The organism is Kitasatospora viridis, from assembly GCF_007829815.1.
Classification (GTDB): domain Bacteria; phylum Actinomycetota; class Actinomycetes; order Streptomycetales; family Streptomycetaceae; genus Kitasatospora; species Kitasatospora viridis.
Genome location: NZ_VIWT01000001.1, coordinates 63,878 through 76,989, shown reverse-complemented (window position 1 = coordinate 76,989; position 13,112 = coordinate 63,878). Strand labels below are relative to the sequence as shown.

General features: G+C 74.2%; 9 protein-coding genes. 7 read left to right on the top strand and 2 right to left on the bottom strand.

Annotated elements, in window-relative coordinates; genetic code table 11:
- Nucleotides 1–66: 66 nt before the first annotated feature.
- Nucleotides 67–1,056 carry an Lrp/AsnC family transcriptional regulator gene (locus FHX73_RS00325; protein WP_246213273.1) on the bottom strand — a complete coding sequence of 330 codons (990 nt, stop codon included), beginning with the start codon at nucleotides 1,054–1,056 and terminating at the stop codon, nucleotides 67–69.
- 139 nt (nucleotides 1,057–1,195) lie between these two features.
- Here FHX73_RS00325 and FHX73_RS00320 point away from each other — a divergent pair, with 139 nt between their 5' ends.
- The 7 genes from FHX73_RS00320 to FHX73_RS00290 all read left to right on the top strand — a co-directional run bounded on the left by FHX73_RS00320 (nucleotide 1,196) and on the right by FHX73_RS00290 (nucleotide 11,117).
- Entirely contained in the window at nucleotides 1,196–2,713 is a 1,518-nt protein-coding gene (locus FHX73_RS00320; protein ID WP_145902681.1) for an FAD-dependent monooxygenase, read from the top strand.
- An 858-nt stretch (nucleotides 2,714–3,571) separates the two neighbouring features.
- A complete protein-coding gene (locus FHX73_RS00315; RefSeq protein ID WP_145902680.1) occupies nucleotides 3,572–5,164 on the top strand; it encodes an ArnT family glycosyltransferase in 1,593 nt (530 codons plus the stop codon).
- 86 nt (nucleotides 5,165–5,250) lie between these two features.
- Nucleotides 5,251–7,266, top strand: coding sequence for a galactose oxidase early set domain-containing protein (locus FHX73_RS00310; RefSeq protein ID WP_211786266.1), 2,016 nt, complete (start codon nucleotides 5,251–5,253; stop codon nucleotides 7,264–7,266).
- A 43-nt stretch (nucleotides 7,267–7,309) separates the two neighbouring features.
- On the top strand, nucleotides 7,310–7,783 hold the full coding sequence (locus FHX73_RS00305; RefSeq protein ID WP_145902679.1) for a hypothetical protein: 474 nt from the start codon (nucleotides 7,310–7,312) through the stop codon (nucleotides 7,781–7,783).
- Nucleotides 7,784–8,145: 362 nt separating this feature from the next.
- Entirely contained in the window at nucleotides 8,146–9,126 is a 981-nt protein-coding gene (locus FHX73_RS00300) for a hypothetical protein (RefSeq protein ID WP_145902678.1), read from the top strand.
- A gap of 120 nt (nucleotides 9,127–9,246) precedes the next feature.
- Complete coding sequence (locus FHX73_RS00295; RefSeq protein WP_145902677.1) at nucleotides 9,247–9,684, top strand: hypothetical protein; 438 nt, start codon at nucleotides 9,247–9,249, stop codon at nucleotides 9,682–9,684.
- A 104-nt stretch (nucleotides 9,685–9,788) separates the two neighbouring features.
- Nucleotides 9,789–11,117 carry a hypothetical protein gene (locus FHX73_RS00290; protein WP_145902676.1) on the top strand — a complete coding sequence of 443 codons (1,329 nt, stop codon included), beginning with the start codon at nucleotides 9,789–9,791 and terminating at the stop codon, nucleotides 11,115–11,117.
- Here FHX73_RS00290 and FHX73_RS00285 read toward each other — a convergent pair.
- On the bottom strand, nucleotides 11,114–13,063 hold the full coding sequence (locus FHX73_RS00285; protein WP_145902675.1) for an AfsR/SARP family transcriptional regulator: 1,950 nt from the start codon (nucleotides 13,061–13,063) through the stop codon (nucleotides 11,114–11,116). The genes FHX73_RS00290 and FHX73_RS00285 overlap by 4 nt on opposite strands.
- Nucleotides 13,064–13,112: the final 49 nt, after the last annotated feature.

The following is a 13,112-nucleotide window of genomic DNA, read 5'->3' as shown; positions in this document are numbered from 1 at the left end:
GCAAACCGATTCGCGGGGGCGGGCGCCGAAAACCGTTTGGCGGAACGGTGGTTGACGTGGGGTCGGCTACGGGCGGTTCGCGGCCTGCTTGAGGGTCTTGATCACCTGCTCGGTCTCCAGGTGGGTGACGGCCGGCAGGGCGGCCACCCGGGTGGTCAGGTAGCGGTACAGGGCCCGCTGGTCCGGGCAGACCAGGCTGGCGTAGAGGTTGCTCGGGCCGGTGGTGGCGGCGGCGAACGCGACCTCGGGGTGGGCGGCCAGGGCCTCGCCGACCTCTTCCAGGCGGGCGGGGGCGACGGAGAGCCAGAGCTGGGTGCGCGGGCCGAGGCCGAGCAGGCGGTTGTCGCAGTCGATGTCGAGGTAGAGCACGCCGTGTTCGCGCAGTTCGGTCATCCGGCGGCGGACCGTGGTCGGTGACCAGCCGGTGGCCGTGGCCAGCTGCTCGAAGTCGGTGCGGCCGTCGACGGCGAGCGCGGCGAGCAGCCTGCGGTCGCCGTCGTCGAGCCGTACCGGCCCGCAGCGGCGGGCCAGTTGGGGTGGGCGCAGGGCCGCGACCGACTCCGCGTCGAGCGGGCCGAGCTTGGCGACGACGCTGTCCGGGCCGCCGTAGAAGGCGTGCAGCACGGAGTGCGCGCTCACCGCCTCCACGCGCGGGGTGCGGGGGAGGCGGGTCAGCAGCAGCGCCTCGCTGTCGGCCTCGCTCTCGGTGCGCACCGTGCAGGTGATCTCGGTGCCGCCGGAGGTGAGGTTCACCCAGGAGGTGTCCGGGCGCCGGGCCAGCGCCTCGGCGACCGCGACCGTGGCGGAGGGCGCGCAGCGCACCCGCAGCAGCCACAGCACCGCGCCCAGCGCGGTCGGGTCCACGCCGCCGACCACCCGGACCGCGCCGGACGAGCGCAGCCGGGCGTAGCGGCGGGCGACGGTGCGGTCCGACACGCCGAGGACCCGGGCGATGCTGCTGAACGGCGCTCTGCCGTCGACGTGCAGGGCGTGGACCAGCTGACGGTCCAACAGGTCGTAGCCGTGGCGGCGGTCTTGGGCGTAGTCGGATTCCACCTCGTCGAGGGTAGTCGGCGTCGGATGTCGGCACGATCGGGTCGGTTGCTGGCCCGGCTGTTCCGGTCGGCCGAGCGTTGGTGCTGTCCGGCGCGACCGCGCCGCGGCACAGCCGAGGTGACCGACCGAGGAGAAGACCATGGACACCGACGTACTCGTCGTCGGCGCGGGACCGACCGGGATGACGGCGGCCAACGAGCTGCTGCTGGCCGGGGTGTCGACCGTGCTGGTCGACAAGCTGCCGCGGCGCAGCACGCTTTCCCGGGCGGGCGCCGTGCAGTCCCGCACGGTGGAGGCGCTCGACCAGCGGGGCCTGCTGGAGCCGCTGTTGGCCGGCGGGGAACACCCCGTCGGGGCCGGCAACTTCGCGGGCATCCCGCTGCCGCTGGAGCCGACCGGCCCGGCCGGGCACCGCCGGCTGCCGTGGCGGTCCGTGCCGCAGGTCGCGGTGGAGGGCCTGCTGGAACGGCACCTCGCCGCGCAGGGCCTGCTGGTGCGGCGCGACCACGAGCTGGTCGGCCTGGCCCAGGACGCGGACGGGGTCACCGCGACCTTCGCCAACGGCGTTGCCGTCCGGGCGCGTTACCTGGTCGGCGCCGACGGCGCCCACAGTGCGGTCCGTGCGCTGCTGAAGGCGGAGTTCCCCGGTCGGGCGGGCACCGCGACCGCGGTCGCCGCCGACGTGCGGCTGAGCGGCGCGGACGGTCTGGCGCCGCACACCCGCGGTGCGGACGGCCACTGGGCGGCCGTGTTCCCGCTCGGCACCGACGACCGGGGCCGGCCGCTGCGCAGGCTGGCGATGGGCGGGCCGGGCCGGTCGCTGCCCAGGGAGGTGCCGGTCACCGAGGAGGAGCTGCGCGCGGGCCTGCGCGCCGTGTTCGGCGAGCGGGTGGGCCTGCTCGAACTCTGCCACGCCGACCGGATCACCAACGCGGCCCGGCAGGTCGCGCGTTACCGGCACGGGCGGGTGTTCCTGGCCGGCGACGCCGCCCACGTCCACCTGCCGTTCGGCGCGCAGGGGATGAACACCGGGATGCAGGACGCGTTCAACCTCGGCTGGAAACTGGGCGCCGCCGTGCGGGGTTGGGCGCCGACGGGCCTGCTCGACAGCTACCACGCGGAGCGGCACCTGGCCGGGGCCGTGGTGCTGCGCAACGTCCAGGCGCAGAGCCTGCTGCTGGACTGGACGGGCACCCTCGACCCGGACGTGACCGCGACCCGGGAGCTGTTCGCCGTACTGGCCGAACTTCCGCAGGTGCGGCGGTACTTGGGTGATCTGATGGCCGGGACGGCGACCCGCTACCCGATGCCGACGGCGCCGCGGGTGCCGGGCGAGCCCGCTCACCCGCTGCTCGGGCTGCCCGCACCCGACCTGGACCTCGGCCCGGCCCGGCTGCACGAACTGCTGCGCACCGGAGGCGGGGTGCTGGTCGACCCGGACGACGCGCTCGGCGGAGCGGCGGAGCCGTGGTCGGACCGGGTGGACCGGGTGGGCGGGGCCGGCCGGGGTGCCGCGGTCGAGCCGATGCTCATCCGTCCGGACGGCTACGTGTGTTGGGCCGCCGCCTCGGGGGAGGGCCTGCGGAGTGCCCTGGCGTACTGGTTCGGCGCCCCGCGCCCGGCCCTCGCGCCGACGGCCGGGCTCGGGGGGCGGTGAGCCGGGCGGCGGGGGCCCGTCGGGCGCGGCCCATGACCCTGGCATTTTCCCGCCATTGCCGACCGGCCGGAACCGTGCGCGCGCAACTCGCCAATGGCTCTGAATCGGACGTATTTCCCCGGAGGGAGCCGCCGAATCCGGTCAGGAATCGCTGATTTTCGGTCGGGGCTGGCACTGGAGCTATTGGGGCGTGCAAAGGTGGGGCCATCGAAGGGCGTTTTCGGCGAGATTCCCGAAAACACCACCCGGGACCTGCTGATGGGTATTCAATGGTCCGGTACCAGCCTCGGTTCGAGCGGCGAAGAGGGGCGCAGAGACGTCGGCGGGCAGCCGATGGGGGGAAGATGACCTGGTCGTTGTCCATGGAGTCGGGGGAGTCCATGGAGTCCACGGAGTCGGGGAAGTCAGGGAAGTCGGGGGAGCCGACGCAGTCGGTGGAACCCGTGCGCCCCGAGGGGCCGCGCCGCAGATCCGGCGGCATTCCACGCGGCTGACTCGGCACGCCCTACCGGCCCCGCCGGGCTCACACGTTCCGACTCGCCCCAGCTGACACACCTTCACCACTCGCCACACGCGTCCCGGTGCGGCGGACGGCCGCTGAACGCCGCCCGCCGCACCCGCTTCGCCATGCCGAAAGGCCGTGGCGGGCGGAAGCGGCAGAACGTTCCGGAGCGCGGCAACGCCGGATTCCGGGCATCGGTGGAATGCGCACGGTCGAGTAATTCCACGACGCTGTGAGCCGCTCCGGAGCCGCGGCGGGCGAGCGTCGAAAACCCGTCAGGAAACCACCGATCCGCGCCCGTTCGCCGCCCCCGCACCGGCCCCGACCCCGTCGGCCGCTCCCCGAAAGGTTGACCCGTGACCGCCCTCCTGGACACGGCCGCCCGTCCACCGATATCCCCGCCCGGCCGGCTCCCGCCACTGCGGCGCCGGCTGGCCCGACTGGCCCGCCCCGACCGCTGGACCGCCGCCGGCGTCACCCTGGCGGTCCTGGTGGTGCAGGGCTGGAACATCACCGGGTACCCGGGGGTGAGCGACGACGAGGGCACCTACCTGGCGCAGGCCTGGGCCGTCCAGCAGCAGCACGGGCTGGCCCACTACACCTACTGGTACGACCACCCGCCGCTCGGCTGGATCCAACTGGCGCTGCTCTCCTGGATACCCGGCCACTTCGCCGGCTCGGCCGAGCTGTTCACCGCCCAGATGCGGATCGCGATGCTGCCGGTGACCGCGGCGAGCTGCCTGCTGCTGCACACCCTGGCCCGCCGGCTCGGCCTGGCCCGCTGGGCGGCGGCCGCCGCGGTGCTGCTGTTCGGGCTGTGCCCGCTCGCCGTCGGCCTGCAGCGCGAACTCTTCCTGGACAACTTCGCGGTGGCCTGGATGCTGGCCGCGCTGGTGCTCGCCGCCTCGCCGCGCCGGCACCTGTGGCACCACGTCGGCGCCGGACTGTGCGCGGCCGTCGCGGTGCTGTCGAAGGAGACCATGGCCGTGGTGCTGCCGGCCCTGGCGCTGCTGCTCTGGCAGTGCAGCGCGCGCAGCACCCGCAAGTTCTCGGTGGTCGGCTTCGGCACCGCGCTGGTGCTGATCGTGCTGGGCTACCCGCTGTACGCGGCGACCAAGGGCGAGCTGTTCCCCGGGCCCGGGCACGTCTCGCTGCTCGGCGGCATCGTCTACCAACTGGACCGGCCGGGCTCCGGCTCGGTCTTCACGCCGGGCTCGCCGGCCCGCCAACTGGTCAGCTCCTGGCTGTACTACGACCGGGTGCTGATCGTGGCCGGGCTGGCCGGCGCGTTGGTCGCGCTGTGCGTGCGCCGGTTGCGGGCCCCGGCGCTGGCCGTGCTGCTGCTGGTCGCCGTGGTGCTGCGGCCCGGGGCCGGCTACCTGCCGGCGATGTACGTGATCCAGGCGCTGCCGTTCCTGGCGCTCTGCCTGGCCGCCGCCTGCGACCTGCTGGCCCGGGCGGTGCTGCGGGCCCTGCCCCGGGTGCGGCTGCGCCCGCTGCGCTGGGGCGTGCTGGCGCTGGCCGCCGCGCTCGCCGCCGGGTTCACCGTGCCGCGCTGGTACGCCGGCGACCGCACGGCGCTGACCGCCGACGCCAACGCGCCCTACGACCAGGCGGCCGGGTGGCTGCGGGCCAACCTGCCCGACCCCGCGCACACCCGGATCACCGTGGACGACGCGCTCTGGCTGGACCTGGTGCACGACGGCTTCCAGCCCGGCACCGGGGTGATCTGGTTCTACAAGCTGGACCTGGACCCGGCCGTCTCCCGCACCCTGCCGCAGGGTTGGCGCAGCCTCGACTACATCGTCTCCTCGCCCGCCCTGCGGCAGGACCCCAACGACCTCCCCACCGTGCACGCGGCGCTGGCCCATTCGACCGTGGTGGCCGCCTTCGGCCCGCCTGGCGGCCGGATCGAGGTGCGCCGGATCGACAAGTCAGCCCAAGCCTGAGCTCCCGAGGAGAACCACCCGTGATACGCACATCCCGCCGCAAAGCCGGGCCGGCCTTCCTGGCCGTGCTCGCGCTGCTGGCCCTGATGCTGGGCGTGGCCGCCCGCCCCGCCTGGGCCGGCGCCAACCTGGTGGTCAACCCGGGGCTGGAGTCGCTGGACTCCACCGGCTTCCCGGTCTGCTGGGAGCAGGCCGGCTGGGGCAACGGCAGCGTCGGCTACGCGGTGTCCCACAACGCGCACGGCGGCGCCAACGCCATGCAGATCACCGTCTCCGGCGTGAGCACCGGTGACCGCAAGGCGATGATGCTGGAGAACCCGTCCTGCGCACCCTCCGTGACGCCGGGTCACCAGTACGACCTGGGCGTCTGGTACACCACCACCTCGCCCGACACGGTGCTGACCGCCTTCCGCCACGACGTGGCCAACGGCTGGCAGTACTGGACCGACCTGGCGACCCTGCCCGTGGTGGGCGCCTACACCCAGGCGAGCGTGCGCACCCCGGTGATCCCGCCGAACACCGACCAGATCACCTGGGGCGTGACCATTTACGGCACCGGCACGCTGACCACCGACGACTACAGCATGCAGGACGCCATCGTGCCGGCCACCGGTGACGTCTGCACGGCCGGCGCCGTCTGCACCCAGGGCAGTTGGGCGGTCATGCCGTTCCCGAACCCGGTGCGCAGCATGCACGCGATCGTGCTGCACAACGGCAAGGTGCTGCTGATGGCCGGCTCGGGCAACGACCCGATGGCCTTCCAGGCGGGCACCTTCAGCTCCGCCGTCTACGACCCGGCCACCGGGACCTTCGCCCAAGTGCCCACACCCGCCGACATGTTCTGCTCCGGCCACGTGCAACTGCCGGACGGGCGGGTGCTGATCGTCGGCGGCACCAAGGCCTACCCGGCGGCCGACGGCAGCCACGGCTACGAGGGCCTGAACACCTCCTACATCTTCGACCCGGCGAGCAACACCTACAGCCAGGCCAACAACATGAACGACGGCCACTGGTACCCGTCGGCCACCGAGATGGGCGACGGCGACGTGATGACCTTCGGCGGGCTGCGCGGGGACTCCTCCGGCAGCGTGACGCAGGAGCGGTTCTCCAGCACCACCGACACCTGGCAGCCGCTCGCCGCCGTGCACCAGAGCTGGAACTTCTTCGGGCTCTACCCGTCGATGATCCTGATGCAGGACGGCCGGCTCTTCTACACCGGCAGCCACGTGTTCGGGAACGGCACCTCGGGCAGCGGCGCGTCGATCTACGACTACGACGCCAACACCGTGACCGACGTGCCCGGCCTGCAGAGCAAGGACACCCGGGACCAGTCGATGAGCGTGCTGCTGCCGCCGGCCCAGGACCAGCGGGTGATGACCATGGGCGGCGGCAACATCGTCAGCAACGTGGACGCCGGCCGGCAGACCGACATCATCGACCTGAAGGCGGCCAGCCCCAGCTACACCCCCGGCCCGCTGCTCCCCACCGGCACGCTGAGCAACGGCGCACCGGAGTCGGCGTCCCAGGGCAAGATGTACGTCTCCACCGTGCTGCTGCCGAACGGGCAGGTCTTCGAGACCAACGGCGGGCTGCACAACCGGGCCGATCCGGTCTTCGAGGCCTCGATGTTCGACCCGACCACCGACACGTTCACCCCGGGCATGGCCACCGACCCGATCCCGCGCACCTACCACTCGGCCTCCTTCCTGCTGCCGGACGGCCGGGTGATGACGGTGGGCGACAACCCGGGCAACGGCACCTTCGACATGCACGTGTCGATCTACACCCCGCCGTACCTCTACCACGGTGCCCGGCCGCAGATCACCGGCGTGGCCAACACCATGTGGTCCTACGGCTCGGCCCAGCACATCACGGTGGACGCGCCGATCGTCCGAGCCGAGCTGATCCGCCCGGCCGCCGTCACCCACTCCTCGGACCCGAACCAGCGGTTCGTGGACCTGCCGATGACGGTGCACGCCGACGGCGGCATCGACCTCAACGTGACCAGCAACCCCAACCTGGCGCCGCCCGGCTACTACATGCTCTACGTGGTCAACGCGGACGGCGTGCCCTCGGTCGCCTCCTGGGTCCACCTGATGTGACGCACCGTCAAGTACCCCTGAACTCCAACGAAAGGACGAGACGATGACCGTGCGACGACCCGCGCGCCGGCGGCTGGCCGGGCTGGGCAGGGCGGCGGCCGTGCTCGGCACCGGCGCGGCCGGGCTGGCCCTGGCCCTCACGCTCGCCACCCCGAGCGCCTCCTCCCGCCCCGTCCCGCCGGGCGGCACCTCCGCCATCACGCAGCACAAGCCCGACCCGCACATCATGGACTTCGCCCAGGGCCTGGGCGCCCACCCGATGGCCCGGTCCGAGCGGACGGACGAGACCCCGGTCGCGGCCAACGCCGACGGCTGCGACCACCACTACGGCGAGGTCAACGTCTGCGTGCCGTCCGCCTTCCCGCCCGGCGTGGGCAGCGCGCCCGGGGCGCGGTGCGGCTGGCTGGTGCGGCACGGCTACGCGGACCTGGCCGTGCACGGCAAGGACGACCTCGGGCTGGACACCAACCACGACGGCGTGGCCTGCGGCCGCGGCGACGCGGGCGCCGGCCGCTGACGGACCCGGCCCTGACGGACGGCCCTGACGGACGGCCCTGACGGAGCGCCCGGACCGGATGGTCCGGGCGCTCCGTCCGTTGCCGCGGCAGGTACGCGCCCAGCGTCCGCACAGGAGGCTCACAGCTGCCTGAGGCATCGTCAATTCACTGTATTGACAGTGTTTTACCCGGACTGCGCGAACCGTTGACCGGTCGAATGGCCCTCGCTACGCTCCCAGCCACCCGCAATCGCGGGCATCCCCCACCGAGCAACGGCGCCAACGCAGTTCGCCGCACCCGAGGGCCCCACCGGGCCTCGCCCGGGCCTGCCCGCGGACGGCGCCGCACCCGTCGAACACCCCAGTCGAAGGGCTCTCCCAGCATGCGTACCAGCAAGTTCCAGCGCACCGGTCTGGCCGTCGCCGCCGCGGCCGCACTCTCCCTGGCCGGTCTGGCCACCGCCGGCCCGGCCGGCGCCGCCGCTCCCGAGACCGCCCACCACATGGCCACCCACGCGGGCACCGCCGGCAGCACCGGCGGCAACCTCGCCTACGGCGGGGGCAACGTGGTCACCAGCCCGACCGTGTACATCGTCTACTGGGGCTCCCAGTGGGGCTCCAGCTCGATCACCAACGACCCGGCCGGCGAGGCCGCGCTGCAGCTCTCGTTCTTCCAGCACGCCTACGGCAGCGGCGACACCTGGTCCGCCTCGCAGACCCAGTACTGCGAGGGCGTGGCCACCGGCACCACCTCCTGCAACGGCGCCGGCACCGCCGTCGGCCACCCGGCCGCCAACCCGGTCGCCGGCACCTGGCTGGACAGCGGCGTCAAGGCACCTGGCAAGCCCGGCAGTTCGGCGATCGCCGCGGAGGCGCAGCGGGCCGCCGCGCACTTCGGCGTCTCCGGCGACAACGTGCAGATCATCGTGGACGCGCCGCACGGCGTGGTGCCGCAGGGCTTCAAGACCTCGTACTGCGCCTGGCACGACCACACCTCGGTGAACGGCGCCGACCTGCCCTACACCAACATGCCGTACGTCGCGGACGCCGGCTCCGGCTGCGGCGCGGGCTTCGTCGCCACCGGCAGCAGCGGGGTGAACGCCAACAGCGAGGGCGTGACCATCGTCGGCGGCCACGAGTACGCCGAGACGCTGACCGACCCGGCGCCGTCCAGCGGTTGGACCGACTCCACCGGCTCGGAGACCGGCGACAAGTGCGCCTGGGTCTCCAGCGGCCAGGGCGCCTCCAGCATCATCGGCCTGAACGGCGCGAACTTCGCGGTGCAGTCGCTGTGGAGCAACAACTTCAACGGCAACGCCGGCGGCTGCGTGACCTCGTACACCAGCGCGACCAACCAGAACTGAGCCACCGGTACTGAGTCAACGGCGCTGAGCCACCGGCGCTGAGCCGCCGGTACCTAGCCACCAGTGGGCCCGCCGACGTGGGGCGGCGGGCCCACCCCGTCCACTCCTGGAGCCGCGCCCATGCACCGCCGGACCCGAGCCGCCCTGCTCGCCGCCACCGCCGCCCTGCTGCTCACCGCCGGCTGCGCCGACCAGCACCCGGCCGGGCACACCGGGACCGCCGCCCGGCCGCCCTGCGAGCAGCCGCCGGACGCCGTGCTGCCGCACACCGCCGGCAGCCTCACCGAGGCGCAGTCCGGCAGTTACTGCCTCGCCGTCGGCGACCAGCTCTCGGTCTTCCTGACCGCGACGGCGACCGCCACGGCCGCTGGAGGCAGGTGGGCACCGGTCACCAGCTCCGGCCCGACCGTGCTCACCGCCGTCCCGGCCGACCAGCTCACCGCCCCGATCGGCGTGACCCCCGCGCTGTTCCGCGCCCGCGCGACCGGCACGGTCCAACTGACCAGCCGGGACGGCACCGGCCGCAGCTGGCGGGCGACCGTGGTGGTCGGGCGTTAGCCGGCCGCGCGGGTGCCCGAACTCCTGTCCGAGCGGACCTGTACGAACGAGGGGCGGCGCGGGCATCCTCGGGCGGGGGCGTCATCGGAACAGGGAGCACGGGCATGCAGGCGCAGGAGCGGAAGACGACCGCGGGAGCGGACGGCCACCAGGTCCGGACGGACCCGGCCCCGCAGGCCGCCGTGGCCACCACCCCTTTCACGCGCGGTCTGCTCACCCCGGACTCGATCCGCACCTTGCAGCGGACGGTGGGCAACGCGGCCGTGGTCCAACTCGCGCGCCAGGAGGCGCCACCGGCCGCTGCCGGCGCTCCGGTGATCCAACGGATCGTCAAGATCACCCCGGCGATGTACCAGCGGGGCCTGGGCGTCGAGGAGCTGACGCGCCCCCAACTGGGCCGCTACTTCCTCTACGCCGTCCGCGACGACGCGAAGCGGGCGGCGGCGATGGGGCAGGACGCGACCGTCGAGACGGACCTGGCCGACTTCCAGCGGAACCTCAGGAACCAGCAGATCGCGGTGCCGACCCTGGTCACCGCCCTGAACGCGCTGGTGACCAAGGTGAACACGGTCCTGAACACCCTGCAGACCGAGGTCCCCAGGTACAACCACCCCAACCAGTCCGCGCAGGCGATCGTGCCGAACTCGATGACCCGCTACGCCCGGGAGAACAACGTCGGGCAGGGGTACGAGCACTCGCCGCTGCCGGCCAACCACCCGGCGGAGCCGAGTTGGCGCCTCCCGCAGATGATGCACAGCCAGGTGGCCGACGCCCTCGGCCCGCTGGCCGAGTCCCCGGACACCGACCAGGCGCCCCGGGGCAACGGCCAACTGCCGCTCAAGCAGCTCACCATGGCGCAGGCCAGCAGCCTGTTGCCGCGCCCGTTGATGAACCTGATCTTCGACGTGCGCTTCCAACTGGAGGACGACCACGCGCAGGTGGGCCGGCGGGTGGTGATCGACGAACGCACCCCGAACGAGAAGGCGCGCCAGGAGAAGAGCCCCGTGGCGCCGGGCACGCTGCGCAGCTGGCACCAGGACGACAGCGGGAAGCTGCCGGACAACGGCTTCGACCCGAATGCCATCCCCGAGCACGCCAGGGCGCTGCACACGCACTACGAGACGCACTCCCAGTCCGGCGCCGGCGCCTCCATCGTGAACGCGGCCACCGCGCCCCGCGGATTCGCCGAGTACACCGGGGCGGGGGAGGAAGTCCCGCACAACGTCAAGGTGGTGCTGGACTACATCCAGAAGCGCGTCTACCTCACCGTGACGCACTACCAGTACTGGGCGTTGATCCCCGACGGGGCCGGCCACCGGTTCTGGCAGGCCCCGGGGCAGAACCTGGCGCAGGCCCAGGGCGCGCTGGCCCAGCAGCCGAACGGCGAGAACGGGGTCATGATGAGCCCTTGGGTGGAGATCCAGGTCGGCTAGCAGCCGACCGCCAGCCACTCGTCCACCGCGCCGAAGGAGAGGAACCCGCTGCCCGCCCCGGCCAGTTCGCCGGCCGCCGGGCGCAGCCGGTCGCGGGCGCGCTCCAGGGCGGGCTGGTCGGCGAGCTCCGCGGCGCCCGCGATCTCCAGGCAGCACAGCGCCTCGTACAGCAGACCGGGATCGGGCTCCGGGAGTGCGCGCAGCGCGGCGCGCGCCGCCGGTGCGCGGCCCGCGTCCAGCAGCAGCAACGGCTCCAGCCACGGCCGGTACGGCCCCCAGTCGGCCGTGCGGTCCACGGCGGGGCGCGGCGCGCCGGGGCGCAGCCGCAGCCCGAGCAGGGCCAGCGGCACCAGCCCCGCCGCCACGCCCGGCATCGCCGCCCCGGCTAGGCGCGGCGCCAACGCCCGGTAGGCGTCAGCCGCTTCGTCGCTCCGCCCGGTGGCGGCGGCCCGCAGCGCCCGGTACCCCGCAGTGAAGACCCGGGCCAGCGGGCGCCCGTGGCGGTCGGCGAGCCGGTCCACCGCCTCGGCCTCCCGATCGGCTGCGTCGAACTCGCCTGTGGAGCAACGGGCCTGAAGGAGGATCAGCCGCCCGAGCACCTCGAAAGAGGCCAGCTGGTGGCGCTGGGCGAGCGCCACCAGCTCCGCGCCCGTCCGCCGGCGCTGCGCCGCCGAGCCGGCCCGGTCGCAGCAGTGCAGGAACACCCCGTTGAGCGCGAAGGCCAGCAGGGCCGGATCGTCCAGCCGGCGGGCGATCTCCTCCGCCTGCCACGCCGCCGCGGCCCCGCGCGGCGAGCGGGTGCCCCGGGACTCGACGGCCACCGTCGCCAGCAGCCGCGCGCGGGCCGGGTCGTGCGCGGCGCCCGGCGGCAGCGCGGCGAGGGTGCGTTCGGCCGCCGCGACCACCTGCCGGGCCTGCGCCGGGTCGTCGCCGCGCGGCCAGAGGGCCGGCACGTCGAAGGCGCCGATCACCCGGGCGGTGAGCTCGGGGTCGCCGAGCGCCTCGGCGGCCGTGACCACCGCGAGGCGGTGCTGCCGGGCGGCGTCCAGCCCGTCGGCACCCGTCACCGCGAGTCCGCGCAGCAGGGCGACGGTGGACTCCAGCCGGGCCGGCGAGCCCTCGGGCACCGCGCGGTCGTAGGCCGCGGCCGCCCGCTGCCAGATCGCCTCCGGGCCCGGGGCGGGGTCGGCCAGCCCGGGGTCCTGGGCGAGCATCCGGGCCTCCAACCGGCGCAGCTCCGGGCCCGGGTCCAGGCCCAGTTGCTCGGCCAGCGTCCGCCGGGCCCGGCGGAGCACGGCGAGCGCGTCGCCCTGACGGCCCGTCCGGTGGACGGCCAGCGCGAGCAGCCGCCAGGCCTGCTCGCGGCCCGGATGCTCCGTCAGGTGCGCCTCCAGCTCGGGCACCGCCAGCTCCGCCGCGCCCAGCGCGAGCCGGGCCCCGGCCAGCCGTTCGACCGCGAGCAGGCGCAGTTCGAGCAGCCGGGAGCGCTCCGCCCGGGCCCAGCGCCGGTCGGCGAACTCGGCGTAGGCCGGTCCCCGCCACCAGCCGAGGGCCTCGGCGAGCAGCACGGCGGCCCGCTCGGGCGGCAGCCGTTCGGCGGCGCCGACGGCGGCCTCGAACCGCCAGGCGTCCACCGCCTCCGACGCGGCCCGCAGCGCGTAGCCCGGACCGTCGGTGACCAGCAGCGCGGCCGGGGCGCGCGGCGGGCGGTCGGGCTCCAGCACCCGGCGCAGCGCGGCGACGAAGGTCTGCACCGCCCCGGCGGCACCGGCCGGCGGCTCGGTCCACAGGTCGGCGACCAGCGTGCCGACCGGCACCACCCGGCGGCGCGCCACCAGCAGCCGGCCCAGCACCTCGCGGTGCCGCGGGCCCTTCAGGGCGAGCGCCCCTCCCGCGCCGTCCCAGGCCGCCACCGGCCCGAGCACACCGAAGCCGACCTGCGACAACGCTGCTCCTCGATCACTCGCCACGCCGCCACGGTACGTGCTGACCGGT